The organism is Mycobacterium sp. IS-3022, assembly GCF_001500065.1.
GTDB lineage: Bacteria > Actinomycetota > Actinomycetes > Mycobacteriales > Mycobacteriaceae > Mycobacterium.
This window is the reverse complement of sequence record NZ_LQIN01000004.1, coordinates 129,592-154,725: the sequence shown is the minus strand read 5'-3', so window position 1 is coordinate 154,725 and position 25,134 is coordinate 129,592. Positions and strand designations below refer to the sequence as shown.

The window sequence follows — 25,134 nt, the reverse complement described above, 5'->3', positions numbered from 1 at the left end:
TAGGCATGCCGTGCAGACTCCAGGACTCCTCAAGAAGCTCGATCCTCGTCGGCGCCGTTCCCGTGTCAATCCCGACGGCACGATGTCGCTGGTGGAGCACCTGCACGAGCTGCGCACCCGGCTGCTGATCGCGGCTGCCGCGGTCGTCGTCACGACGATCCTCGGCTTCCTCTGGTACACCCACGGAGTCTTCGGCCTGCCCAGCCTCGGCGACTGGCTGCGCGGGCCCTACTGCGAGCTGCCCGCCTCGGCCCGCGCGGACATCACCGCCGACGGGGCGTGCCGGTTGTTGGCAACCTCGCCGTTCGATCAGTTCCTTCTGCGCCTGAAAGTCGGTCTCACCGCAGGCATCGTGCTGGCCTGCCCGGTTTGGCTCTACCAGTTGTGGGCGTTCATCACCCCCGGGCTGTACAAGAAGGAGCGCCGATTCGCGATCGCGTTCGTCACCGTCGGCGCCGCCCTGTTCGTCGCCGGCGCGGTGCTCGCCTACATCGTGCTGTCCACGGCGCTGGGCTTCCTGCTGACCGTCGGCAGCGACGTCCAAGTCACCGCGCTGTCCGGCGACCAGTATTTCGGCTTCCTGATCAACCTGCTGCTGGTGTTCGGCTTCAGCTTCGAGTTCCCGCTGCTGATCGTGATGCTCAACGCGGTCGGTGTGTTGACCTACGAGCGGCTCAAGGCGTGGCGGCGCGGTCTGATCTTCGCGCTGTTCGTGTTCGCCGCGGTCTTCACCCCGGGTTCGGATCCGTTCTCGATGCTCGCGCTGGCGTTCGCGTTGACGGTGCTGCTCGAGTTCGCGATCCAGGTCGCGCGGCTGCACGACCGGCGCAAGGCGCGCCGCGCCGCGCTCGAGGATGTGCCCGACGACGTCGCGGCGCCGATCGGACCCGCCGAGCCCGTCGAGGCGCCTAGCACCGTGCCGACGCCGGCGCGGCATGTGGTCGATGACGATGCCACCTAGTGAATTGGGCTGCGAACTAGCCCGTTTCACCGAGCAGCTGTCGTTTGCGCTCGACGACTTCCAGCGTCGTTCGTGTGAGGCGCTGGAGAACGGGCACGGCGTGCTGGTGTGCGCACCGACAGGCGCGGGCAAGACCGTGGTGGGCGAGTTCGCGGTGCACCTCGCGCTGGCCGCGGGCGGCAAGTGCTTCTACACCACGCCGATCAAGGCGCTGAGCAACCAGAAGCACAACGACCTCGTGGACCGCTACGGGCCGGACAAGATCGGGTTGCTCACCGGCGACCAGTCGATCAACGGCGACGCCGACGTGGTGGTCATGACCACCGAAGTGCTCCGCAACATGCTTTACGCCAATTCCTCAACGCTGCAGGGGCTTTCGTACGTCGTCATGGACGAGGTGCACTTTCTGGCCGACCGGATGCGCGGTGCGGTGTGGGAAGAGGTCATCCTGCACCTGCCCGACGAGGTGCGCCTGGTGAGCTTGTCGGCAACGGTCAGCAACGCCGAGGAGTTCGGTGGCTGGATCCAGACGGTGCGCGGCGACACCACGGTGGTCGTCGACGAGCACCGACCGGTCCCGCTGTGGCAGCACGTGCTGGTCGGCAGGCGGCTGTTCGACCTGTTCGACTACCGCGCCACGCGAGCGTCGCGCGCATCGAGGGCAGAGGGCCGCGAGTTGCTCGTCGACCCGGAGTTGTTGCGACACATCGCGCATCGGCGCGAAGCCGACCGGCTGGTCGACTGGCAACCGCGCGGCCGCGGCCGCAACCGGGATCGGCCGAGCATGTACCGCCCGCCGTCGCGCCCCGATGTGATCGGCACGCTGGACCGCGAAGGGCTGCTGCCGGCGATCACGTTCATCTTCTCGCGCGCCGGGTGCGACTCCGCGGTCAAGCAATGCCTGCGGTCCTCGCTTCGGCTGACCACCGACGAGGAACGGGTTCGCATCGCCGAGGTGGTCGACCGGCGCTGTGGTGACCTGCCCGAAGCCGACCTGATCATTCTCGACTACCACGAGTGGCGCGAGGGTCTGCTGCGCGGACTGGCGGCCCATCACGCCGGGATGCTGCCGGTGTTCCGCCACACCGTCGAGGAGCTGTTCTCCGCGGGACTGGTGAAGGCGGTATTCGCCACGGAGACACTGGCTTTGGGTATCAACATGCCCGCGCGCACGGTGGTGCTGGAGCGGCTGGTCAAGTTCAACGGCGAGCAGCATGTGCCGTTGACGCCGGGGGAGTACACCCAGTTGACCGGGCGCGCGGGCCGCCGCGGCATCGACGTCGAGGGCCACGCGGTGGTGCTGTGGACGCCGGACGTCGAACCGGCCGAGGTGGCCGGATTGGCGTCGACCCGGACGTTCCCGCTGCGCAGTTCGTTCGCGCCGTCGTACAACATGACCATCAACCTCGTGCAGCAGATGGGGCCGGCGCAGGCGCACAAACTGTTGGAAAGCTCGTTCGCGCAGTACCAGGCCGACCGGTCGGTGGTCGGGTTACGGCGAGGCGTCGAGCGCGGTGAGCGGATGCTCGACGAGATCGCCGCCGAACTGGCCGGCGGCCACGATGCCGATGTTCTCGGCTACGTCCGGCTGCGGCTGCAGATCTCCGAACGGGAACGCGCCCAGTCACGGGCGTCGCGGCTGCAGCGGCGCCGGGCCGCCAACGAAGCGCTGGCGGCGCTGCGCCGCGGCGACATCATCACGATCACCCACGGTCGGCGCGGTGGACTGGCCGTCGTGCTGGAACCGGCCCGCGACGAGGACGATCCGCGGCCGCTGGTGTTGACCGAACACCGGTGGGCCGGGCGGATTTCGTCCGCCGACTACTCGGGGACCTCGGCGCCACTGGGCTCGATGCCGCTGCCCAAGCGGGTCGAGCACCGAAACCCGCGCGCGCGCCGCGACCTTGCGTCGGCGCTGAACTCGGCCGCGGCCCGCCTCGATGTGCCGGCGGGCAAACCCAAGCGCAGCGGCAACGCCGGCCAGGAGCGCGACATCGACCCCGAATTGGCCGCGCTGCGAGAACAATTGCGCTCCCACCCCGCTCACCAGTTGCCCGACCGGGAGGAGAAGGCGCGGCTGGCCGAGCGGTACCTGCGCATCGAGCGCGACAACGAACAGATCCGGCAGAAGGTCGCGGCGGCGACGAACTCGTTGGCGCGCACGTTCGACCGGATCGTGGTGCTGCTGACCGAACGCGGTTTCATCACCGGCCCTCCAGAGGACCCGAAAGTGACCGACGACGGTCGGCTGCTGGCCCGGATTTACAGCGAGAGCGACCTGCTGGTGGCAGAGGCGTTGCGCACAGGCATCTGGGAGGGCCTGGACGCGGCAGAACTGGCGGGGGTGCTCTCGGCGGTGCTCTACGAGTCCCGCGGCGACACGCCGGGGGGTCGCGACGGGGCCGACATCCCGACCGGCAAGCTGCGGCGGGCGGTGAACCAGACCCGGCGGCTGTGGGCGGAACTGCGTGCCGACGAGCAACGTCACCGCATCAGCCAGAGTCGCGAGCCCGACGACGGCTTCGTCGCGGCGATCTTCCGGTGGGCCACCACCGGCGACCTGACCAGCGCACTGGCCGCCTCTGACGCGGCTGGCAGCGGATCGCCGTTGTCGGCGGGGGATTTCGTACGGTGGTGCCGTCAGGTGCTCGACCTGCTCGACCAGGTGCGCAACGCCGCACCGACCCCGGCACTGCGGGCCACCGCGAAACGCGCGATCAACGATGTTCGACGAGGCGTCGTCGCTGTTGATGCGGGGTAGGGTGTCGGGTGCACGAAACCGATGTACTCGCGGCTCGGCCGCGGTCGATCAAGGAGTGAGATGAGCGGACCGCAGGGATCTGATCCGACGCAGTCATGGCCCGGCCAGCAGCCGGAACAGCCGACGGACCAGCCGTCCAGCGAGTCGTCGGCCAACCAGCCGTGGCAGCAGCAGCCGCAGAGCAGCGAACCGACGCAGGCCGCGCCGCAGTGGCAGCCACCCGCCTACGACCCGTCACAGGCGCAGCAGTACCCGGGATACCAGCAGCCCGCGTACCAGCCGCCGCAGCAGTATCCGGCGACCGAGCAGCAGTACGGTCAGCAGCCCGGCGAGTACAACCCGCAGGCCTACCAGCAGCCCGGTCAGTACGGGCAGCCGCAGTACGGCCAGTACGGGCAGCCGCCCGGCCAGCCGCAGTACGGCCAGCCGCCCACGGGGCAGTTCGGGCAGCCGGGCCAGTTCGGCCAGTATCCGCAGTACCAGCAGCCGGGCGCCGAGGAGGGCTCGAAGCGGTCGCTCGCGGTGATCGGCGGTGTGATCGGCCTGCTGGCCGCGGTGATCGTCGTGGTGGTGCTGGTGCTGGGCTTCTGGAAACCCGGCTTCTTCGTGACCACCAAGCTCGACATCGACGCCGCGCAGTCCGGGGTGCAGCAGATCCTCACCGACGAGGCGAACGGGTACGGCGCCAAGAACGTCAAGGACGTCAAGTGCAATGACGGCCAGAACCCGACCGTCGAGAAGGGCGCGACGTTCGACTGCGAGGTCAGCATCGACGGCACCAAGCGTCAGGTGACCGTCACGTTCCAGGACGACGACGGCACCTACGAGGTGGGCAGGCCGAAGTAGCGGTTAGCTGTCCGGTAGCCCGTCCAGGGCCTTCTGCAGCCGGCCAATCGACGACGTGACGCCGTAGGTTTCGGCGAGCTTGGCGACCTTGCGCGGATGCTCGGCGGCCAGCGGCAGCGCGTCCGACGGTGTGGACCAGTTCAGCTCGGCGTCGGTGGCGACTTTGACCACCGGGTCGGCGGCCTCGATGTAGTCGGCGGCGTTGCGCAGCTTCGCCCGATACGCCTTGCTCATCTTCGACTTCGGATCGTTGGCCGCGGCCAGGATGCTCTCCAGTGAGCCGTGCTGCGCCAGCAGCGTCGCCGCCGTCTTCTCGCCGATGCCCGGCACGCCGGGCAGGCCGTCGCTGGGATCGCCTCGCAGCAGGGCGAGTTCGGCGTATGCGGGTCCGGCGCGGTCGACCGGCACGCCGTATTTCTCGGCGACCTCCGTCGGGCCCCACTTGGTGGCCTTGGCCAACCCGCTGCCGAGGTAGAGCACCCGAACCGGGACCGGCTCGTCGCGCACCAGCTGCAGCAGATCCCGGTCGCCGCTGACCACCACCACGGGGTCGCGTTCTTCGCGGGCGACCAGGGTGCCGAGCACGTCGTCGGCCTCGCATTCGGGCGCGCCGGCGGTGGCGATGCCGAACGCGTCGAGAATCTCGAAGATCATGTCGACCTGCGGCGTGAGGTCGTCGGGCACCACCTCGACGTCGGGTTCGCCGTCGGGGTGTTCCTCGAGCACCCGATGCGACTTGTAGGACGGGATGAGGTCGACGCGCCACTGCGGTCGCCAGTCGTCGTCGCGGCACACCACCAACCGCGACGGACGCTCGCGGGTGATCACGGTCGCCACGGCGTCGAGGAAGCCGCGCAGCGCGTTGACCGGGCGGCCGTCGGGCGCCTTGATCTTGTCCGGGACTCCGAAATACGAACGGAACCACATGCTGGCGCCGTCGAGCAGCACGAGGGATGACATGCGAGCCATCCTGCCAGTGCGCCGCGCATTAGCCTCGTGGCATGAGCGCCAGTCGATTCAGCTCCGATGTCTACGCGCACCGACTAGCTGCGGCGGCGGCCGCGGCGGCCGACGCCGGCGTCGCGGGCCTGGTCATCACGCCGGGCTATGACCTGCGCTATCTGGTCGGGTCGCGGGCGCAGACGTTCGAGCGGCTCACCGCGCTGGTGCTGCCCGCCGACGGCGACCCGACCATCGTGGTGCCGCGCCTGGAGTTGGCGGCGCTCAAGGACTCCGCGGTGCCCGAACTCGGCCTGGCGGTGCAGGACTGGGTCGACGGCGACGACCCGTACGCGCTCGTCGGACAGGCGCTCGGTGGTGGTATGCGCAAGACCGGGCCGTCTGGACGGCTCGCCGTCGCGGTGACCGACTCGATGCCCGCGCTGCATCTGCTGCCGCTCGCCGACGTGTTGGGGGCGGTGCCGGTGCTGGCCACCGGCGTCCTGCGACGACTGCGGATGATCAAGGACGCCGCCGAGATCGACGCGCTGCGTAAGGCCGGCGCGGCCATCGACCGCGTACACGCGCGGGTGCCGGAATTCCTGGCGCCGGGCCGCACCGAAGCCGACGTCGCGGCTGACATCGCCGAAGCCATTGTCGCCGAAGGTCATTCGGAGGTGGCGTTCATCATCGTCGGGTCCGGGCCGCATGGCGCCGACCCGCATCACGAGTGTTCGGACCGGAAGCTGCGGGCCGGCGACATCGTCGTCGTGGACATCGGCGGACCCTACGAGCCCGGCTACAACTCCGACTCCACCCGCACGTACAGCATCGGCGAGCCGGACCCCGACGTGGCGCGGCGCTACGCGGTGCTGCAGCGCGCCCAGCGGGCCGCGGTCGCGGCGGTCCGGCCCGGCGTCACCGCAGAGCAGGTGGACGCCGCGGCGCGCGACGTGCTGGCCGCCGAGGGCCTGGCCGACGCGTTCGTGCACCGCACCGGCCACGGTATCGGGCTGTCGGTACACGAGGAGCCCTACATCGTGGCGGGCAACACGCTCACGCTCGAAGAGGGCATGGCCTTCTCGGTCGAGCCCGGCATCTATTTCGCCGGCGAGTGGGGCGCACGCATCGAGGACATCGTCGTCGTCACTGCCGATGGCGCCATGGCGGTCAACAACCGGCCACACGAGCTGGTGGTGGTGCCCACCGGCCCGGCCGCGACGGGCTGATTTCCGTGGCGATTACCCTGTCGAGCAGATGCAAAATGTCCCGAAAAAGCGCATCTCGGGCACAGTTTGCTTCTGCTCGCGCGGGGAAAGTTATTCCTCGAGCCGGTCGAGTAGGTCCGACGACCCGAGCACCCGCTCGACCCGGACCTCGATGACGACGCGTTTGGGGTTGACCCGGGGGGTCCGGTAGCGCTGCGCGTACCGCAGTTCGGCGTCACGTACGGCGTCGGCATCCGCATTGACCTTGGCCTTGCCCTCCAGCGACAACCAGCGCGCGCCGTCGACCTGGCTCAGCACCGCGACACCCTGGCGGTCGGCGTTCACCGCCTTCTGCGACCCGCCGCTGGTGATGACGCGCGCGATGTGGGTTTTCGGGTCGAACGTGAAGCCGACGGCGACGACGTGCGGTGAATTGTCCGATCGCAGCGTCGTCAGCATGGCCAGATGACGCTCGGACAGAAATGCCAGCGCGTCGTCGGTCAGCCGGGTGGTTGCCTTGCGGCTTGACTGGGACATCGGGCTTCACGGTAGCGCAGGAGATAATCGCTGCCATGACAGACACGGCTGACACCCGCCCGGCATTGGTCGTGGTTTTCGGCGGCCGCAGCGAGATCGGCATCGAGGTGGCCACCCGGCTCGCGCCCCGATCGACGGTGTTGCTGGCGGCCCGCCGCGCTCATGACCTCGAGGCGCAGGCGGCGGCCGTTCGCGCCGCGGGGGCGGCGGCGGTGCACGTGTGTGAGTTCGACGCCGACGACCTTCCGTCGCACGGTCCGGTGGTCGACGCGATCGTCGCCGAGCACGGACCGATCGACACCGCGGTGCTCGCGTTCGGCATCCTCGGCGATCAGGCGCTCGCGGAGAAGGACGCCGCGCACGCCGCGGCGATTCTGCACACCGACTTCGTCGCCCAGGCCAGCCTGCTGACGGTGCTCGCCGCGGCGATGCGCGAAGCAGGATCCGGGTCGATCGTGACGTTCTCGTCGATCGCGGGCGTGCGCGTGCGCCGCGCCAACTACGTGTACGGGTCCGCGAAGGCCGGGCTGGACGGCTTCTGCCGCGGGTTGGCCGACGCCCTGCACGGTTCGGGGGTGCACCTGCTGTTGGTACGGCCGGGGTTTGTGATCGGGCGCATGACGGCGGGCATGTCGCCCGCGCCGCTCTCGAGCACGCCGGCGCAGGTCGCCGACGCGACCGTCCGCGCACTCCGCAGAAGGCGAGGCGTGGTGTGGGTACCCGCACCACTTTCGCTGCTGGCATTCGCGTTCCACATCACGCCCCGGTTCGTGTGGCGAAGGATGCCGCGATGATCGTCGTCGTCGGCATCGGCGCTGACGGGATGGCCGGGCTGTCGCCCGCCTCGCAGTACGAATTACGCAGGGCGACAGTGGTCTACGGTTCGCCACGGCAACTCGCGCTGCTGGACGACACCGTGACCGCGGCGCGGCGTGAGTGGCCGTCGCCGATGCTGCCCGCACTGCACACTCTGTTGGAGGGCGTCGACGGAGACGTGCATGTGGTGGCCAGCGGCGACCCGCTGCTGCACGGTGTGGGTAGCTCGCTGATCCGGTTGTACGGGCCGGACCGAGTCGCGGTTCTCCCGCACGTGTCCTCGGTGACATTGGCTTGCTCGCGGCTGGGTTGGGCGGTGCAGGACACCGAGGTCATCAGCCTGGTGTGGAGCGACCCGCACACCGCGGTGCGCCGCGGCGGGCAGGCCGTCGTGATGTCCCGCGACGGCGCGACCCCTGCGGCGCTGACGCGGCTGCTCACCGACACCGGTCGCGGCGACTCCGAGATCACCGTGTTAGAGCAACTCGGCGGTCCCACAGAGCGCCGCCGGGCCGCCACCGCCCGCGAATGGGCGGCGCGACCCCCGGACGACGTCGACGACCTCAACGTGGTCGCGGTGCGCTACCTGCCCGACGAGCGGCAGTTCGGGGTGCTGCCCGACGAGATGTTCGCCCACGACGGCCAGCTCACCAAACAACCGGTGCGCGCGGTGACGCTGGCGGCGCTGGCGCCGCGGCCCGGTCAACTGCTCTGGGATGTCGGTGCCGGATCGGGCAGCGTGGCGATCGAATGGTGTCGCAGCGGCGCCGGTTGTCGCGCAATCGCCTTCGAACGCGACGAAGAACGCCGTAACCGCATCACCGACAACGTGGTGGCGTTCGGCGCGCGGGTGCAGGTGCAGCACGCCGCACCCGAGTCGTTCGAGTCCGTCCCTGCGCCCGACGCGGTCTTCGTGGGCGGCGGCCTGACGCAGCCGGGACTCCTGGAGGCCTGCTTCGACCGGCTGCCCGCCGGCGGCCGGCTGGTCGCCAACGCCGTCACTGTGGAGACTGAAGCGCTTGTCGCCCAGTGGTATTCGCGACACGGCGGTGCGCTCAGGCGCTTCGAGCACCACCGCGGCGAGCCGCTCGGCGGGTTCACCGGCTGGCGTCCTGCGATGCCGATCACGCAGTGGACGGTGACCAAGCGATGACCGTCTACTTCATCGGCGCAGGGCCCGGCGCGGCCGACCTGATCACCGTGCGCGGACACCGACTGCTGAGCCGCTGCCCGGTCTGCCTCTACGCGGGTTCGATCATGCCCGAGGACTTGCTGGCGCTGTGTCCGCCGGACGCCCGTGTCATCGACACCGGCCCGTTGACCCTCGAACAGATCGTCACCGAACTCGCCGATGCCCACGCCGCGGGCCTCGACGTGGCGCGGTTGCATTCCGGCGACCCGTCGATCTACAGCGCGCTCGCCGAGCAGTGCCGCCGTCTCGACGATCTGGGTGTCGACTACGAAATTGTGCCCGGGGTGCCGGCTTTCGCCGCGGCAGCTGCCGTGCTGGGTCGCGAGCTCACCGTTCCCGGTGTCGCGCAGACGGTCACGCTGACCCGGGTGGCGACGCTGTCGACCGCGATGCCGGACGGCGAAGACCTGCCGACGCTGTCGGCACCCGGTGCGACGCTGGTGCTGCACCTCGCGGCCGCGCAGATCGACGCGATCGTCCCGCAGCTGCTGGCCGGCGGGTACGGGCCCGAAACGCCCTGCGCCGTGGTGGCGTTCGCGAGCTGGCCGCAGCAGCAGGTGGTGCGCTGCACGCTCGCGGAGTTGGCGGGGCGGATGAAAGCCGCGGGAATCACCCGCACCGCGGTGATCGTCGTGGGCGACGTGCTGGCGGCCGAGGGGTTCGCCGACAGCTATCTGTACTCCTCGGATCGGGTGCGGTGGGGACGACATTGATGCGAATACTCCTGCTGGGCGGTACTTCTGAGGCTCGCGCGCTGGCTGCCCGTCTGCATCCGGACGTCGAGGTGATCAGTTCGCTCGCGGGTCGGGTGCCCGACCCCGCGCTACCGGTGGGCGAGGTACGCATCGGCGGCTTCGGCGGCGTCGAGGGGCTGCGGCGTTGGGTGTCCGACAACCGAGTCGACGCTGTCGTCGACGCCACGCACCCGTACGCGGCGACGATGACCGCGCACGCGGCGGCTGTGTGCGCCGAGTTGCGGCTGCCGCACCTGGTGGTGGCCCGGCCCGCTTGGCCGACCGGCGATGCGATCGTCGTCAGCTCTGATGTCGAGGCTGCGAAAACCGTTGCTGCCGAGCGGTTCACCCACGTATTCCTGACCACCGGACGCTCTGGCGCCGCGGCGTTCAAGGACGTCGATGCATGGTTTCTGATTCGTGCCGTCACGCCGCCCGACGTGTCGGATCTGCCGCGTCGTCACCAGGTTGTGCTGTCGCGCGGGCCATACCGCTACGACGACGAACTGACCTTGCTGCGCGAGCACCGCATCGACGCGTTGGTCACCAAGAACAGTGGCGGGCAGATGACCCGGCCGAAACTGGATGCGGCTGCGGCCCTTGGTGTTGCGGTGGTGATGGTGGACCGGCCACCGCTGCCGTCGGGGGTGACGACGGTCGCCACCGTCGACGACGCGGTCACATGGGTCGAGTCGATGAATACGACGTGATCAGTTCGAGCGTCTCGAGTTCCCGGATGGCCCGGCAGCCGCGGCACAACATCGCGAGCATCATCTCGTCGCCCCGCTCGGTCGACGTCGCGAACGCGGTGCCCAACGCGACGAGCAGCGGCGCCTGCACCGCCCCGAGGCGGTAGTCGGTCCAGCAGGTGTTCAGGTCGTAATCGCGCACGCCGTATCCGAGCAACGCACGGTGATAGTGCTCGACGAGATCTCGCTCGATCTCTGCCCGGACTGTGGGTTCCAGGCTGGTCGCGGTGAAGTACGCAAGGTCGCGGGCCGGCAACCCGACGCCGACGGTCTGCCAGTCCACCACCGTGATCCGCGTGCGGTCGGGGTCGAACAGCATGTTGTCGAGCCGGTAGTCGCCGTGCATCAGCGCGTATCGGCTGCGCTCGGCCATCAGCCACGGCGTCACCGAAGCCATTGCCGCGGTGAGCGTTTCCTGGTCCTCGGCGCTGATCGACGGGCCGAGGCGGTCGATGACGATGTCGGCAGCCATTCGCGAGACGTCGCCCAAGCCCTTGGCCGCATCGGCGTCACCTGGTTTGGGCATCACGACGGCGGACAGGTCCATCCACTCGGGCGCACACCAACTCGGGCCGTGCAGACCAGCGAGCGCTTCTACGGCGAGGCGCGCCTCGACCGCGTTGCACCCGGCGATCTGGTCGCCCTGGACCGCGGGCGCCATGTCGGCCAGCAGCAGCACCACGTCGGCGCCGTCGTCGGAGATGTCCTGATGGAAGCTGCGCGGAACAGGGATGCGCATCCGGTCGGCGACCAGCGAGTAGAACTCCACCTCGGACCGGTAACCCAGCGCCACCCGCTCGCGCACCGTGTCGTCTTGCGCCGACAGCTTTATCGCGAACGAGGCGGGCAGGTCGGATTCCCCACCGTAGGTCGCCGACACCCGGTAGGTGGCGCCCGTCTGGCCGGTTCCGATCGGTGTCACGGTGACCGCCTCGACATCGGTTCCCAGCACTGACCCGAGCCACGCCGGCGTTACATCTTCGGGCCCGCGTGGAATGTTGAGGACGGAAGTCACGCGCCGGAGATTAACACTGCCGGCTCTCATGAGGTCGCGGGTAGCGCTAGGCGGGGTAGCGGCGCGGCGTGAAGACCCGGTCGCCGTCCCCGGAATACCACTGCGTCTGCGAGGAGCCGACGATCAGCAGGCAGCGCATGTCGACGTCGGCGGGATCCAGGTCGGCCAGGCGCACCACCGTGACCTGCTCGCGGGGCCCGGACACGTCGCGGCCGATCACCACCGGAGTGCCGGGATCGCGGTGCTCGAGCAGAAGATCCCGCATCGCCCCGACCTGCCACGTCCGGGTCTTCGACGCCGGGTTGTAGATCGCCAGCACCAGGTCGGCCTTGGCCGCAGCCGTCAACCGCGCAGCGATCACGTCCCACGGCTTGAGCCGGTCTGACAGCGAGATCACCGCATAGTCATGGCCCAGCGGGGCGCCGACCCGGCTCGCGACGGCCTGCGCGGCGGTCATCGCCGGGATCACCCGTACCGAAACCCCGGGCCACTGCTTGGCCTCTTCCAGCACCGCGGTCGCCATCGCAAAGACACCCGGGTCTCCGGAGGACACCACCGCGACCGCGCGGCCCTGTTCGGCCAGCGTGCAGGCCAACCGGGCGCGGGCCGGTTCGTCAGTGTTGTCGCTCGGATGTCTGCGCTGATCGCCGCGGGCGGCGACGCGGTCGAGGTAAGGGCCGTAGCCGATGAGGTCGGTGGCCGCGGCCAGCTCGCGCCGCGACTGCGGGGTCATCCAGTTCGGGTCGCCGGGACCCAGTCCCACGACGGCGACGCTGCCGGTGGTCCTCAGGTCCTGGCGACCGCGCCCCGGCAACATCGCCAGCGAGAAATACGGGACCGTTTCGTCGTCGACGTCGCCTGCGCCCAGAACCCGTTGCCGCGGAGTGCTCGCACGCTCGACGTAGAACGCGTCGTCCAACCGGCCGGACGCGGAAAGCGCTTGGCGTACAGTGGGATACGAGCGGCCCAACTTCAGCATCACCGCTGCGTCGGTGTCGGCGAGCCTGCGCTCGAGCTCGTCGGGGGGCAGTGTTCCCGGCAGGATCGTCAACACCTCGTCGCCCTGGACGAGGGGAGTGGCGACCGCCGCCGAAGCCGCGCTCACCGACGTCACGCCCGGCACGATGACCGCGTCGAACCGCTCGGTCAGCCGGGTGTGCATGTGCATGTAGGAGCTGTAGAACAGCGGGTCGCCCTCGGCGAGCAAGGCCACGCTGCGGCCGGCCTCGAGGTGGGCGGCGATGCGGTCGGCGGACTCGCGGTAGAAGTCCTCCATCGCTCCGGCGTAGCCGCCGGGGTGATCGGTGGTTTCGGTGGTGACCGGATAGACCAGGTGCTCCTCGATCTGGCCCGGCCGCAGATACGGCTCGGCGATGCCGCGCGCGATGCTGTTGCCGTGCCGCGCACTGTGGTACGCCACGACGTCGGCCTCGCCGATCACCCGTGCCGCCTTGACGGTGACCAGTTCAGGGTCGCCGGGTCCCAGCCCCACCCCCCACAAGACCCCGCGGTCGCTCATTCGCGTTCCGTCGCAATCGCATTCACGGCCGCGGCCGCCATCGCACTGCCGCCGCGACGGCCCGTCACCACGAGATACGACATTCCGCGCGGCCGGTCGATGAGTTCCTGCTTGGACTGCGCCGAGCCGACGAAACCGACCGGTCCGCCCAGTACCGCGGCGGGCGACGGGGCGCCGTCGTCGAGGAGTTCGAGCAGCCGGAACAGCGCGGTCGGCGCATTGCCGATCGCCAGCACGGCACCGCCGAGTCGGTCGGCCCACAGGTCCACGGCCGCCGCCGACCGGGTGGTGCCGAGCCGGGCAGCCAGGTCGGCGGCTCGCTCGTCGGTCACCAGCGACACCACCTCGTTGCCGGCGGGCAACCGAGACCTGGTGATCCCGGCGGCCACCATCGACGAATCACAGAGCACCGCCGCGCCCGCAGTCAGTGCGGCGTGGGTCCTGGCGACCACGTCCGCGCTGAACGCGACGTGATCGGTGAGGTCGGTCTGTCCGCAGGTGTGGATCAGCCGGACGACCACGCGGGCTACGTCGTCGGGAAACCGAGCCAAGTCCGCCTCGTCGCGAATCGTCGCGAACGATTGCCGGTAGATCTCCCCGGCGTCGCGGATGTAGTCGAGCACGCGATCACCCTACGGGTGCGGGCCGCGCGCCCGGTATCCGTCTCCGGTCGCCACCAGCACCTCGCCCGTGGGCGGGCTGCCGCAGGCCCTGTCGCAGCCCACGAAATGGCGGTGGCCAGGCGTCGAATTGCTCCTCGCGTGCGCTGAAGCCGGTTCGGCGACCGCAGCGGCGGCGTCTGCGCGCACATCGGCCATCGAGTGCTCACAGCCCGGCCTTCCGGTGCACGCGCTGACCGAGAGCCAGGGAGAGTCCTCGTCGAACACCAGCCCGAGGGGGGCGAGTACGCGCAGGGCGACGTCGGCGACTTCCTCGTCGAGGTCGAAGACGAGGATCGAGCGCCACGGCGTGACCACCATCGGCGCGCCGATCGCGGCGAGGTACTCGGCGGTCCGGGCGGGCAGCACGCCGAGCGGAACCGCGGCGCCCAGCGTGACGCGGCCGTCGTGCTGCTCGAGCCAGCCGACGGGCGGGCGGGTGACCGCAGGCCACGCCGCTCCCGGTGCTACCGATCGGGGCAGATCGCCGAGCAGCGCGTCGGCATCGACGAGTTCCTTGACACGCCAGGCGGTTCCGCGACTGACGGCGAATCGTCGCGCCACCGCGACCATTGTCGGCACCGCGGCGTTCAGCGCCAGTCGGACACCGGTGTCGCGGCCCGCCAACAGCAGCGCGCCGGTATCACCGTCGAGATGGACTCCGACGTCCGCGCCGAGGCCCGAGATGTCGGCGCGGCCGTCGTCGATGCCGAACAGGAACCGGCCCGGCAGCGCGGCCAGTTCCGGGTCGGCGCAGATCGCCCCGTCGAGTTCGGTGATCAGCGCACGGATGTCGGTGGCCGCGCCGACCCGCCCGGACAGCGGTGAGGCGACGATGTTGCGCACGCGTTCGTGGGTCGGCGACGGCAGCAGGCCGGCGGACGCCGCGGCCTCGGCGACCGCGGCCGTGTCGGTGACGCCACGAATCTGAAGGTTGCCCCTCGAGGTCAGCTCCAGCGTTCCCGCAGCCTGCTCGATGGCCGCCCGCGCGAGGGTCTCCAACTGCGCGGCGGTGATGATGCCGCCCGGTAACCGTATCCGCGCCAACGCACCGTCCGCGGCGCGATGCACCTGCAACGCACCGGGGCAGGCGTCCTGCTCGCGGGTTCTGGCCACCGGTTCACGGTACGCCCGCAGCGCTGCAGACCGAAGTCGTCGTCAGCTGGCCAGCGCGACAGGGCTGACGACTTCGGAGTATGTCGAGGCGTCGCCGACGACGGAACGGCTGTGCCGGCCGTGGACGTCGACCGGGACGTCGCCGGCCAGAGTGATGCGGTTGAGCCGCCGATACTGGTCGTCGTAGTCGGCGACGGCGTAGTGCTGCGTCGCGCGGTTGTCCCAGAGCGCGATGTCACCGGGCCGCCAGTTCCAGCGAATGGTGTGCTCGAGCTTGGTGATTCGCTTCTGCAGCAGCTCGAACAACGCCGCCGATTCCGTCGAGCCGAGCCCGACGAACTTCTCGATGAAGTGGCCGAGCAGCAGCACTCGCTTGCCGGTCTCCGGGTGCACGCGGACCACCGGATGCTCGGTTTCGTAGCGGTCTGAGACGAATTCCTCACGGTAGGAACGCTGTTCGGCGGTCGGAGCGGTGTTCGGATCGTCGTGCAGTGACGCGTAATCGTATCTATTGGTGTGCACCGCCCAGAGGTTTTCGGCCAACGCGCGCAACGGTGTCGGAAGGCGGTCGTACGCGGCCTCGGTGGACGCCCACGTGGTCGTGCCGCCGTATTGCGGCAGGGTGACGGCCCGCAGGATCGACGCTTTCGGTATCCGGTCGACGAACGTGACGTCGGTGTGCCAGCTGTTCGCCTTGTCGTAGCGGGAATCGATGGGCAGCAACCGGTCCCCGCGCGAAGTCACCGTCGGGTGGGCGGTTGTGGGGGTGCCCAGCGCCCGCGCGAAGGCGAGCTGAGCGTCGTCGTCCACCTTGTGCTGGCCGCGGAAGAAGACCACCTTGTGTTCGAGCATCGCGGTATTGATCGCGTTCGCGGTTTCCGGATCGATCCCTGCGCTGAGATCGACACCGTCGATGTGGGCGCCGATGTGGGCGCCGAGCTTGTTCACCCGCAGAGATGACGGCACGTGGGTAACCTCCAGATGATGCATGAATCAAGTCGCTACGTTCGCCGTCTGAACCTGCGACGACAAGCTTTCGGCTCAGCGCGAATCGAACCGGGCGCCGTTTCGGTTCGATCAAGATCGGGTAGTGCAGCGCCGTGAAGGCACTGTGGGACTACGTCACCGCCCACTACGCGCAGTTGGTGTTCGACTCGTACCAACACCTCAGCGCGGTCGTCCAGAGCGTTCTCATTGCGACTGTCCTCGGGGTGGCGGTCGGTGTGCTGACCTATCGCAACCCGCTGGCAGCCAACCTCGCGACCGCGACGTCCAGCGTGATTCTGACCGTGCCGGCCTTCGCCCTGCTCGGCCTGCTGATCCCGATGTTCGGGCTCGGGGTGGTGCCGAGCATCGCCGCCCTGGTGCTGTACTCACTGCTGCCGATCGTGCGCAATACGATCGTCGGCCTCAACGCGGTCGATCCCGCGCTCACCGACGCGGCGCGGGGGATCGGGATGAGCCGGCTCGACACCCTGGCCCGGGTCGAACTGCGGCTGGTGTGGCCGTCGATCCTGTCCGCGATGCGGATCAGCACGCAGATGTCGATGGGCGTGCTGGCCATCGCCGCCTACGTCAAGGGGCCCGGCCTGGGCAACCTGATCTTCACGGGCTTGGCCCGGGTCGGCAGCCCGACCGCGGTTCCGATGGCGTTGACCGGCACGCTGCTCATCGTCGTGCTGGCGCTGGCGCTGGACGCGATTCTCGTGCTCGTCGGTCGCCTCACCACCTCGAAAGGCATCCGATGACAACGCAACTCGCACGCGAGAACGCCGAATCGCACGGCAGCACCGGTGTGCGCATCGTGCTCGACCACGTAACCAAGGTCTATCCCGGTGCAGAGCGTCCCGCGGTGGACGACGTGTCGCTCGAGATCCCCGCCGGTGAGATCGTGGTGTTCGTCGGGCCGTCCGGCTGTGGCAAGACCACGATGATGCGGATGATCAACCGGCTGTCTGAACCGACATCGGGCAAGATCATGATCGGCGACAACGATGCGTTGTCGATCCGGCCGACGGACCTTCGCCGCTCGATCGGCTACTCCATCCAGCAGGCGGGCCTGTTCCCGCACATGACAATCCGACAGAATGTGGGACTGGTGCCCGGGCTTCTGCGCTGGGACCGCAAGCGCATCGCCGATCGTGTCGACGAACTGCTCGACATGGTGGGTCTGGAACCCGCGCAGTACGCCGGAAGATATCCGCGTCAACTGTCCGGCGGACAGCAGCAGCGCGTGGGTGTCGCGCGTGCGCTGGCCGCCGATCCTCCGGTGCTGCTGATGGACGAACCGTTCGGCGCGGTCGACCCGATCACGCGCAGCACGTTGCAGGACGAACTGCTGCGGCTGCAGGGCGAACTGGGCAAGACCATCGTCTTCGTCACCCACGACTTCGGCGAGGCGGTCAAGCTCGGTGACCGGATCACTGTGCTGGGCAACCAATCCAAGGTGCTGCAGTACGACACGCCGCAGAACATCCTCGCCAGTCCCGCCGACGACACCGTCGCCGGATTCGTCGGTTCTGGCGCATCGCTTCGCCAACTCGGCCTGATGCGGATCAAGGACGTCGAGTTGCGACCGCATCCTTGGGTGCGCCAGACGGATTCGATCGACGCGGTGCGAAACACCCTGGCCGACAGTGAGTTCGACTGGGTCGTGGTGCTCGACGAGCGTGACCGCCCGGTCAGCTGGGTGCGGGAGAGCAGCCTCGCCCACGCCGCCTCGCTGGCCGATGCCGTCGAATCACTCGACGTGGTGAGCACGCAGTCGACGTTGGAGGACGCGCTGGAGGCGATCCTGGCCGAACAGCACGCCTCGGCCGTGGTGACCGGCGCGGGCAGCCGGTACCAGGGTGTCGTCACGCTCGACACGCTCATCGACACGATCACCTGGCTGCGGGCCTCGGCGGAGGCGAGCACGGACGGTCAGCCGTGACCGCCGTCGCGGACACTGCGCAGTCGGCGCGCGCCGGCCCGGGCGAGCGCAGACGGCTGCTCATCCAACCCATCCTGGTGCTCATTGTCGCTGCGGCGGTGGTGTTCTGGGCGTTCAACCGCGACCTGACCGCCACGCAGCAGGAGAACATCAACCCAGGCAACATCGCGACGCTGATCTGGCAGCACCTCCTGATCACGATTGCGGTCACCGCGATCGTGCTCGTCGTCGGCGTCCCGCTCGGTGTGCTCGTCACCCGTCCGGGAGCCAGACTGTTGCGGCCGGTGTTCATGGGCGTGGCCAATGTCGGGCAGGCCGCGCCGGCGATCGGTCTGCTGGTGCTGCTGTTCCTGTGGACCGGCAGGACCGGTTTCTGGATCGGTGTCCTGCCGATCGCGCTGTACTCGCTGCTGCCGGTGCTGGCCAGCACCATTCTCGGCATCAGTCAGGTGGACCGGTCGCTGGTCGACGCCGGACTGGGGCAGGGCATGTCCCGCCGCTCGGTGTTGACGCGGGTCGAGCTGCCGCTGGCGATTCCCTACATCCTGGCCGGCCTTCGCACCTCGCTGGTACTTGCGGTGGGAACCGCGACGTTGTCGTTCCTTGTCAATGCCGGCGGGCTGGGCATACTCATCGACACGGGATACAAGCTGCAGGACAACGTGACCCTGATCCTGGGCAGTGTGCTGGCAGTGTGCCTGGCGCTGCTGGTCGACTGGCTCGGCGGGCTGGCCGAGTTCTACCTCAACCCCAAGGGTCTTCGATGATTGTCCCCAGGATCGGCGCCGCGCTGGCCTTTGCGTTGCTGCTGGCCGGTTGCGGTCTCGGTGCGGGTGGCGCCGTGCCGCTGAAGGTCGGGCCCGGTTCGATTCAACCCCACCCGGCGCTGGAAGGCGTGCCAATCACCGTGGGTTCCAAGGAATACACCGAGCAGGTGATCCTCGGATACATCCTCGAGTACACGCTGGTGGCGGCCGGCGCCGACGTGCGCGACCTCACCGGCATCGTCGGCTCACGCAGCACCCGCGAAGCACAGTTGTCCGGTCAGGTCGACGTCGCCTACGAATTCACCGGAAACGCGTGGATCAACTATCTCGGCCATGAGAAGCCGATTCCCGACAGCCGCAAGCAGTTCGAAGCGGTCCGCGAGGAGGACCTGACCCGCAACGACATGGTGTGGCTGAAGCCTGGGCCGATGGACGACACGTACGCGCTGGCGGCCAGCCGGGCCGTGGTCGAGCGCACCGGGGTGCGAACGCTGTCGCAGTACGCCGACCTCGTCAGGCGAAACCCGTCCGCGGCCCGCACCTGCGTCGACACCGAATTCCGCGCCCGCCAGGATGGTTACCCGGGGATGGCGGCGGCGTACGGGTTCGATCCCGCGCGTGCGCAGACGCCGGTGCTGCAGGTCGGCATCATCTATCAGGCCACAGCGGACGCGACGCAGTGCGACTTCGGTGAGGTGTTCACCACCGACGGCCGCATCGCGGCGCTCGATCTCGTCGTGCTGACCGACGACAAGCAGTTCTTCGCCCACTACAACCCGTCGGTGACGATGAAACGTGCCTTCTACGAAGCACATCCGCAGATCGCCGAGGTGACGGCGCCGGTCACGGCGGCGTTGACCAACGACGCGATCATCGAGATGAACAAGCAGGTCGACGTCGAGGGCCGCGACCCGAGCGTGGTGGCGCGCGACTGGATGGTGGCGCAGGGCTTCGTGACCGCGCAATAGCGGCGATCGCGTCAATAACTGCGCGATTCCGGCGTACGCTTTCTCTCGCCGAAGGAGGCCTCATGGCAGAGAAGCGCACGGTGAAGGTCGCGATCGTCGGTGCCGGCATGTCGGGCATTTGCATGGCGGTCAAGCTGCAAGAGGCGGGCATCGACGACTATGTCATCTACGAGGCGGCTGACGACGTCGGCGGAACATGGCGTGACAACACCTATCCGGGGCTCACGTGCGATGTGCCATCGCGCTTCTATTCGTATTCCTTCAGGCCCAACCCGAACTGGTCGCATCTGTATTCTCCAGGTGCCGAGATACATTCGTACTTCAGCCAGGTCGCCGTCGAACGGGGCATCCGCCCACACATCAGATTCGGCACGACCGTCGAGTCGGCACGTTACGAGCGCGGGCGGTGGGTGGTCAGCGCTGCCGACGGCGACGAGGAGTTCGACGTTCTCGTCACCGCGACCGGTGTGCTGCGCGTGCCCAAGACCCCCGACATACCCGGCCTGGAGACGTTCGGCGGCGCCTACTTTCACTCTGCGCGGTGGGACCACTCGGTGCGCTTGGAGGACAAGCGAATAGGTCTGATCGGCACTGGCTCGACCGGTGTTCAGATCACCGCCGAACTCGGTGGGAAGGTCCGAGAACTCAGCGTCTTCCAGCGCACGCCGCAATGGGTGTTCCCCGTACCCAACTTGCGCTACTCGGAGCTGACCAGAAAGGTACTGCGCCGGTGGCCGAAACTGTGCATGGTCGGATACCGGTTCTGGCAGAACGCTTTCGAGCGCTTCCCTGCACGCGCAGTCGTCGAACCGGGCTGGCAGCGGCGGGTGATGGTGGCGTTGTGCCGGCTGAACCTGCGCCTTTCTGTGCGCGATCCAGAACTGCGGGCCAGGCTCACTCCGGCCTATCACCCAATGTGCAAGCGACAGGTGTTCGCGGGCCACTACTACCAGGCGTTTCAGAAGCCCGGCGTCCGGCTCGTCACCGAGGCAATTCAGCGTGTCGAGCCACGAGGGGTGGTCACCGCCGACGGCAAGCTACACGAACTCGACGTACTCGTGATGGCGACGGGCTTCGACGCGCGCGCCTACGTCCGGCCGATGACCATCGTCGGGGCTCAGTCGCTCACGCTCGACGAAGCCTGGGTCGACGGCCCGCACGCTTACCGATCGGTGGCCGTCCCCGGATTTCCCAACATGTTCATGCTGATCGGCCCGCATTCGCCGATCGGCAACCAGTCGCTGGTGATCATCGCTGAGCACCAGGCCGACTACGTCGTGCGGTGGATCGACCAGATCCGAGCCGGTGAAGTTTCGGCCGTCGCACCCACCGAGGTGGCCACCAAGGAGTACAACGAAGACATGAAAGCCGCTATGCCACAGACGGTTTGGGTAACCGGATGCAACAGCTGGTATCTCGGCAAGGACGGCCTGCCCGAGCTGTTTCCCTGGCGGCCCGAGCGCCACCGCGAACTGCTGCGGGCGCCCGACGTCGCGGACTTCGAGGTCCGCACCGGCTGAGAAGTGACGGCCGTCACATCCGTGGATGGAGTGATCCGTGCCACACACAACGATCACAAATACGCGTTGACGTCGTAAGTTCCGAATTACTGCACGTGTGTGCAGTAACGATGTCTGGAAGGAACGACGATGTTCGAACTCATCGTTTTCGGCGCGCTTCTGGTTGTGCTCGTCGCCGCGCTCGGGTTGCCTTATCCGCAGAGCACCTACGGCCGCTGGAATCGGCGCTGACCCATCGGTGACGGGCGTGGGGTAGTAATGGTGGGTGGCTCAGCCCTTTCGTAACCCCACCGTCCTCCTCCTGTCCACCTCTGACACCGACCTGATCACCGCGCGTTCCAGCGGTGCGCGGTATCGATGGGCCAACCCGTCCCGGCTCGTCGACGGCGACCTCGAGGACCTGCTTCGCGACGCCGACGTCGCGGTGGTTCGAATCCTCGGCGGATACCGCGCATGGCAGGACGGCATCGACACGGTGGTGGCCAGCGGGGTGCCGACCGTCGTGGTCAGCGGTGAACAGGCGCCCGACGCCGAACTGATGGGCCACTCGACGACGCCCGCGGGCGTTGCGCTGCAGTCGCACGTCTACCTGGCCCAGGGCGGTGTGTCCAACCTGCGCCATCTGCACGCGTTCCTGGCCGACACGCTGCTGATGACCGGCTTCGGCTTCCACCCGCCGGAGAGCATCCCGAACTGGGGCGTGACGCACCGCGACGGCGGCTCCGACGACGGTCCCACGGTGGCGGTGCTGTACTACCGCGCCCAGCACCTCGCGGGCAACACCGCTTACGTCGATGCGCTGTGCCAGGCGATCGAAGAGGCCGGGGGGCGCGCCCTGCCCGTTTTCTGCGCATCGCTACGCACCGCCGACGCGGAACTGCTCGAACTGCTGGGCACCGCCGACGCGCTGATCACAACCGTGCTCGCCGCGGGCGGCGCGACCCCGGCATCCGTATCGGCCGGGGGCAGCGACGACAGCTGGGACGTCGCCCATCTGGCGGCCCTCGACGTCCCGATCCTGCAGGGCTTGTGCCTGACGAGCTCGCGGGCGCAGTGGGCGGACAACGACGACGGGCTCTCGCCGCTCGATGTCGCGTCCCAGGTGGCGGTGCCGGAATTCGACGGCCGAATCATCACCGTGCCGTTCTCGTTCAAGGTGATCGACGACGAGGGCCTGATCTCCTACGTGCCCGATCCAGAGCGCTGCGCCCGCGTCGCCGGGCTCGCCGTGCGGCATGCGCGGCTGCGGGCGATCCCGGCCGCCGACAAGCGGATCGCGGTGGTGTTCTCGGCCTACCCGACCAAGCACGCCCGAATCGGCAACGCCGTCGGACTCGACACACCGGCCAGTGCGGTGAGCCTGCTGCGCGCGATGCGCGAGCACGGTTACCGCATCGACGACGCCGACGGGGCCGGCGACCTCGGTACGATCATCGCCTCCGGCGACGGGGATGCGCTCATCCACGCGCTGATCGAACGCGGCGGCCAGGACCCCGACTGGCTCTCCGAAGGTCAGCTCGCGGGCAACCCGATCCGGATGTCCGCCAAGGACTATCGCGATTGGTTCGCCACACTGCCCGCCCAGCTGGCCGACGCGATCGTCGAGCACTGGGGCCCGCCGCCGGGGGAGTTGTTCGTCGACCGCAGCGCCGACCCGGCCGGCGAGATCGTGATCGCCGCGCTGCAGGCGGGCAACGTCGTGCTGATGGTCCAGCCGCCGCGCGGGTTCGGCGAGAACCCGGTCGCCATCTACCACGACCCGGACCTGCCGCCCAGCCACCACTACCTGGCGGCGTACCACTGGATCGACACCGAGTTCGGCGCTGATGCGGTCATCCACCTGGGCAAGCACGGCAACCTGGAGTGGTTGCCGGGCAAGACGCTTGGCATGTCGGCCGCGTGCGGTTCCGACGCCGCGCTGGGCAACCTGCCGTTGATCTACCCGTTCCTGGTCAACGATCCGGGGGAGGGCACGCAGGCCAAGCGCCGCGCGCACGCCACCCTCGTGGACCATCTGATCCCGCCGATGGCTCGCGCCGAAACCTACGGCGACATCGCGCGTTTGGAACAACTGCTCGACGAGCATGCCAATGTGTCGGCGCTCGATCCCGGCAAGCTGCCCGCGATCCGCCAGCAGATCTGGACGCTGATGCGCGCAGCGAAGATGGACCACGACCTCGGATTGCAGGAGCGGCCGGAAGAGGATTCGTTCGACGACATGCTGCTGCACGTCGACGGCTGGCTGTGCGAGATCAAGGACGTCCAGATCCGCGACGGTCTGCACATCCTCGGCCAGACGCCCGGCGGCGAGGACGAACTCGATCTCGTGCTGGCCATCCTGCGGGCCCGGCAGTTGTTCGGCGGCGAGCAGACGGTGCCCGGACTGCGGCAGGCGCTCGGCCTGGCAGAGGACGGCAACGACGAGCGCACCGCCGTCGACGCCGCCGAGGCCCATGCCCGTGAACTCGTTGCAGCGCTGCAGGATTCGGGATGGAACACTGACGTGATCGACACGTTGACCGACGACGCCGACGTCGGTGCCGTGCTGCGGTTCGCGGCGACCGAGGTGGTGCCCAGGCTGGCGGGCACGGCCGAGGAGATCGTGCACATCCTGCGGGCGCTCGACGGGCGATTCATCGCGTCGGGTCCGTCGGGTTCACCGCTGCGCGGTTTGGTCAACGTGCTGCCCACCGGTCGCAACTTCTACTCGGTCGACCCCAAAGCGGTGCCGTCCCGGCTGGCGTGGGAAACCGGTGTGGCGATGGCTGATTCGCTGCTGGAGCGCTACCGCAACGACTACGGTGACTGGCCACGGTCGGTCGGCCTGTCGGTGTGGGGCACGTCGGCGATGCGAACCGCCGGTGACGACATCGCCGAAGTTCTTGCGTTGCTGGGTGTGCGACCGATCTGGGACGAGGCCTCGCGGCGGGTGGTCGATCTCGAACCGATTGCGCTCGCCGACCTCGGTCGGCCGCGCATCGACGTCACGGTGCGCATTTCGGGGTTCTTCCGCGACGCGTTCCCGCACGTCGTCACGATGCTCGACGACGCCGTATCGCTCGTCGCGAACCTCGACGAACCCGACGCGGACAACTTCGTCCGCGCGCACGCCCAGGCCGACCTCGCCGAGCATGGTGACCAACGCCGCTCCACCACAAGGATCTTCGGTTCGAAGCCGGGCACCTACGGCGCAGGCCTGCTGCAACTGATCGACAGCCGCAACTGGCGCGACGACCAAGACCTCGCCGAGGTGTACACCGCGTGGGGTGGCTTCGCCTACGGCCGCGGCCTCGACGGCGCCGCTGCCACGGACGACATGAACAGGCAGTACCGCCGCATCGCGGTCGCCGCGAAGAACACCGACACCCGTGAGCACGACATCGCCGACTCCGACGACTACTTCCAGTACCACGGCGGCATGGTCGCCACCGTGCGGGCGCTGACCGGGAAGTCGCCCGCGGCCTACATCGGTGACAACACCCGTCCGGACGTCGTGCGGACCCGCACTCTTTCGGAGGAGACCACCCGGGTGTTCCGCGCCCGCGTGGTGAACCCGCGCTGGATCAACGCCATGCGAAGGCACGGCTACAAGGGCGCATTCGAGATGGCCGCCACCGTCGACTACCTGTTCGGCTACGACGCCACCGCCGGCGTGATGGCCGACTGGATGTACGAGCGGCTGTCGGCGGAATACGTTCTCGACGACGAAAACCGCAAGTTCATGGCGGAATCCAACCCGTGGGCCCTGCACGGCATGGCCGAACGACTGTTGGAGGCCGCCGATCGCGGCATGTGGGCCGCTCCGGAGAAGGCCACCCTCGACGGATTGCGCCAAGTGCTGCTGGAGGCCGAAGGCGATCTCGAGGGCTGAGCCGAGCGGAGTCGACGTCGGCAC

21 protein-coding genes are annotated in these 25,134 nt (G+C 68.7%); 14 read left to right on the top strand and 7 right to left on the bottom strand.

Going from position 1 to position 25,134, the window contains the following annotated elements:
* Positions 1–10: 10 nt before the first annotated feature.
* The 3 genes from tatC to AU188_RS05785 are packed head-to-tail and all read left to right on the top strand — an operon-like array spanning position 11 to position 4,568.
* Complete coding sequence (tatC, locus tag AU188_RS05795) at positions 11–961, top strand: twin-arginine translocase subunit TatC (RefSeq protein ID WP_059162774.1); 951 nt, start codon at positions 11–13, stop codon at positions 959–961.
* Complete coding sequence (locus AU188_RS05790; RefSeq protein WP_502687589.1) at positions 951–3,722, top strand: DEAD/DEAH box helicase; 2,772 nt, start codon at positions 951–953, stop codon at positions 3,720–3,722. The genes tatC and AU188_RS05790 overlap by 11 nt, the downstream gene beginning before the upstream one ends.
* A 60-nt stretch (positions 3,723–3,782) precedes the next feature.
* Positions 3,783–4,568, top strand: a complete 786-nt coding sequence (locus AU188_RS05785; protein WP_059162773.1) for a DUF4333 domain-containing protein — start codon at positions 3,783–3,785, stop codon at positions 4,566–4,568.
* A 3-nt stretch (positions 4,569–4,571) separates the two neighbouring features.
* Here AU188_RS05785 and AU188_RS05780 read toward each other — a convergent pair whose 3' ends face one another.
* Positions 4,572–5,537 (bottom strand): 5'-3' exonuclease, encoded by a 966-nt coding sequence (locus tag AU188_RS05780; protein ID WP_082686504.1) that lies wholly within the window; start codon positions 5,535–5,537, stop codon positions 4,572–4,574.
* Positions 5,538–5,569: 32 nt separating this feature from the next.
* Here AU188_RS05780 and AU188_RS05775 point away from each other — a divergent pair, with 32 nt between their 5' ends.
* Positions 5,570–6,736, top strand: a complete 1,167-nt coding sequence (locus AU188_RS05775; RefSeq protein WP_059162771.1) for a M24 family metallopeptidase — start codon at positions 5,570–5,572, stop codon at positions 6,734–6,736.
* A gap of 90 nt (positions 6,737–6,826) precedes the next feature.
* Here the strand turns inward: AU188_RS05775 and AU188_RS05770 are convergent, their stop codons facing one another.
* Complete coding sequence (locus AU188_RS05770) at positions 6,827–7,252, bottom strand: F420-dependent biliverdin reductase (protein ID WP_059162770.1); 426 nt, start codon at positions 7,250–7,252, stop codon at positions 6,827–6,829.
* A gap of 35 nt (positions 7,253–7,287) precedes the next feature.
* Here AU188_RS05770 and dprE2 point away from each other — a divergent pair, with 35 nt between their 5' ends.
* From dprE2 to AU188_RS05750, 4 genes are read left to right on the top strand one after another with little or no spacing between them, the layout of a single operon-like run.
* Positions 7,288–8,046, top strand: coding sequence for a decaprenylphospho-beta-D-erythro-pentofuranosid-2-ulose 2-reductase (dprE2, locus tag AU188_RS05765; protein ID WP_059162769.1), 759 nt, complete (start codon positions 7,288–7,290; stop codon positions 8,044–8,046).
* Positions 8,043–9,221, top strand: a complete 1,179-nt coding sequence (locus tag AU188_RS05760) for a bifunctional cobalt-precorrin-7 (C(5))-methyltransferase/cobalt-precorrin-6B (C(15))-methyltransferase (RefSeq protein WP_059162798.1) — start codon at positions 8,043–8,045, stop codon at positions 9,219–9,221. The genes dprE2 and AU188_RS05760 overlap by 4 nt, the downstream gene beginning before the upstream one ends.
* Complete coding sequence (gene cobM / locus AU188_RS05755) at positions 9,218–9,973, top strand: precorrin-4 C(11)-methyltransferase (RefSeq protein WP_059162797.1); 756 nt, start codon at positions 9,218–9,220, stop codon at positions 9,971–9,973. The genes AU188_RS05760 and cobM overlap by 4 nt, the downstream gene beginning before the upstream one ends.
* Positions 9,973–10,704, top strand: a complete 732-nt coding sequence (locus AU188_RS05750) for a cobalt-precorrin-6A reductase (protein ID WP_059162768.1) — start codon at positions 9,973–9,975, stop codon at positions 10,702–10,704. Before cobM ends, AU188_RS05750 begins: the two co-directional genes overlap by 1 nt.
* On the opposite strand, the gene AU188_RS05745 is transcribed toward AU188_RS05750, so the two are convergent.
* The 5 genes from AU188_RS05745 to AU188_RS05725 are packed head-to-tail and all read right to left on the bottom strand — an operon-like array spanning position 10,673 to position 16,018.
* Complete coding sequence (locus AU188_RS05745; protein ID WP_286137307.1) at positions 10,673–11,758, bottom strand: phosphotransferase family protein; 1,086 nt, start codon at positions 11,756–11,758, stop codon at positions 10,673–10,675. The two genes, AU188_RS05750 and AU188_RS05745, sit on opposite strands and share 32 nt — an antisense overlap.
* Positions 11,759–11,804: 46 nt before the next feature.
* Positions 11,805–13,277 carry a precorrin-2 C(20)-methyltransferase gene (locus AU188_RS05740; protein ID WP_059162766.1) on the bottom strand — a complete coding sequence of 491 codons (1,473 nt, stop codon included), beginning with the start codon at positions 13,275–13,277 and terminating at the stop codon, positions 11,805–11,807.
* Positions 13,274–13,900 carry a precorrin-8X methylmutase gene (locus tag AU188_RS05735; protein ID WP_059162765.1) on the bottom strand — a complete coding sequence of 209 codons (627 nt, stop codon included), beginning with the start codon at positions 13,898–13,900 and terminating at the stop codon, positions 13,274–13,276. The genes AU188_RS05740 and AU188_RS05735 overlap by 4 nt, the downstream gene beginning before the upstream one ends.
* A gap of 9 nt (positions 13,901–13,909) precedes the next feature.
* Entirely contained in the window at positions 13,910–15,052 is a 1,143-nt protein-coding gene (cobG, locus tag AU188_RS05730) for a precorrin-3B synthase (protein WP_059162764.1), read from the bottom strand.
* A 42-nt stretch (positions 15,053–15,094) separates the two neighbouring features.
* Positions 15,095–16,018, bottom strand: coding sequence for a TauD/TfdA dioxygenase family protein (locus AU188_RS05725; RefSeq protein ID WP_172799404.1), 924 nt, complete (start codon positions 16,016–16,018; stop codon positions 15,095–15,097).
* A gap of 134 nt (positions 16,019–16,152) precedes the next feature.
* Between AU188_RS05725 and AU188_RS05720 the strand changes: the two genes are divergently transcribed.
* The 6 genes from AU188_RS05720 (at position 16,153) to cobN (ending at position 25,110) form a co-directional block, all read left to right on the top strand.
* The gene (locus AU188_RS05720; RefSeq protein WP_059162762.1) at positions 16,153–16,800 is read left to right on the top strand and encodes an ABC transporter permease; all 648 of its coding nucleotides are present in this window, start codon (positions 16,153–16,155) and stop codon (positions 16,798–16,800) included.
* Entirely contained in the window at positions 16,797–17,984 is a 1,188-nt protein-coding gene (locus AU188_RS05715; RefSeq protein WP_059162761.1) for an ABC transporter ATP-binding protein, read from the top strand. Before AU188_RS05720 ends, AU188_RS05715 begins: the two co-directional genes overlap by 4 nt.
* Entirely contained in the window at positions 17,981–18,751 is a 771-nt protein-coding gene (locus tag AU188_RS05710) for an ABC transporter permease (RefSeq protein WP_059162760.1), read from the top strand. Before AU188_RS05715 ends, AU188_RS05710 begins: the two co-directional genes overlap by 4 nt.
* Positions 18,748–19,719: a glycine betaine ABC transporter substrate-binding protein gene (locus AU188_RS05705; protein ID WP_059162759.1), complete on the top strand. Its 972-nt coding sequence runs from the start codon at positions 18,748–18,750 to the stop codon at positions 19,717–19,719. Before AU188_RS05710 ends, AU188_RS05705 begins: the two co-directional genes overlap by 4 nt.
* A gap of 62 nt (positions 19,720–19,781) precedes the next feature.
* On the top strand, positions 19,782–21,239 hold the full coding sequence (locus tag AU188_RS05700) for a flavin-containing monooxygenase (protein WP_059162758.1): 1,458 nt from the start codon (positions 19,782–19,784) through the stop codon (positions 21,237–21,239).
* Between the two features lie 265 nt (positions 21,240–21,504).
* Positions 21,505–25,110, top strand: coding sequence for a cobaltochelatase subunit CobN (cobN, locus tag AU188_RS05695; protein ID WP_059162757.1), 3,606 nt, complete (start codon positions 21,505–21,507; stop codon positions 25,108–25,110).
* Positions 25,111–25,134 lie beyond the last annotated feature (24 nt).

What these genes read in the sequence shown, in the direction of transcription:
- AU188_RS05790 (WP_502687589.1), top strand. Translation starts at nt 951, where the DNA reads ATGCCACCTAGTGAATTGGGCTGCGAACTAGCCCGTTTCACCGAGCAG.
- AU188_RS05785 (WP_059162773.1), top strand. Translation starts at nt 3,783, where the DNA reads ATGAGCGGACCGCAGGGATCTGATCCGACGCAGTCATGGCCCGGCCAG.
- AU188_RS05780 (WP_082686504.1), bottom strand. Translation starts at nt 5,537, where the DNA reads ATGGCTCGCATGTCATCCCTCGTGCTGCTCGACGGCGCCAGCATGTGG.
- AU188_RS05775 (WP_059162771.1), top strand. Translation starts at nt 5,570, where the DNA reads ATGAGCGCCAGTCGATTCAGCTCCGATGTCTACGCGCACCGACTAGCT.
- AU188_RS05770 (WP_059162770.1), bottom strand. Translation starts at nt 7,252, where the DNA reads ATGTCCCAGTCAAGCCGCAAGGCAACCACCCGGCTGACCGACGACGCG.
- dprE2 (WP_059162769.1), top strand. Translation starts at nt 7,288, where the DNA reads ATGACAGACACGGCTGACACCCGCCCGGCATTGGTCGTGGTTTTCGGC.
- AU188_RS05760 (WP_059162798.1), top strand. Translation starts at nt 8,043, where the DNA reads ATGATCGTCGTCGTCGGCATCGGCGCTGACGGGATGGCCGGGCTGTCG.
- cobM (WP_059162797.1), top strand. Translation starts at nt 9,218, where the DNA reads ATGACCGTCTACTTCATCGGCGCAGGGCCCGGCGCGGCCGACCTGATC.
- AU188_RS05750 (WP_059162768.1), top strand. Translation starts at nt 9,973, where the DNA reads ATGCGAATACTCCTGCTGGGCGGTACTTCTGAGGCTCGCGCGCTGGCT.
- AU188_RS05740 (WP_059162766.1), bottom strand. Translation starts at nt 13,277, where the DNA reads ATGAGCGACCGCGGGGTCTTGTGGGGGGTGGGGCTGGGACCCGGCGAC.
- AU188_RS05715 (WP_059162761.1), top strand. Translation starts at nt 16,797, where the DNA reads ATGACAACGCAACTCGCACGCGAGAACGCCGAATCGCACGGCAGCACC.
- AU188_RS05705 (WP_059162759.1), top strand. Translation starts at nt 18,748, where the DNA reads ATGATTGTCCCCAGGATCGGCGCCGCGCTGGCCTTTGCGTTGCTGCTG.
- AU188_RS05700 (WP_059162758.1), top strand. Translation starts at nt 19,782, where the DNA reads ATGGCAGAGAAGCGCACGGTGAAGGTCGCGATCGTCGGTGCCGGCATG.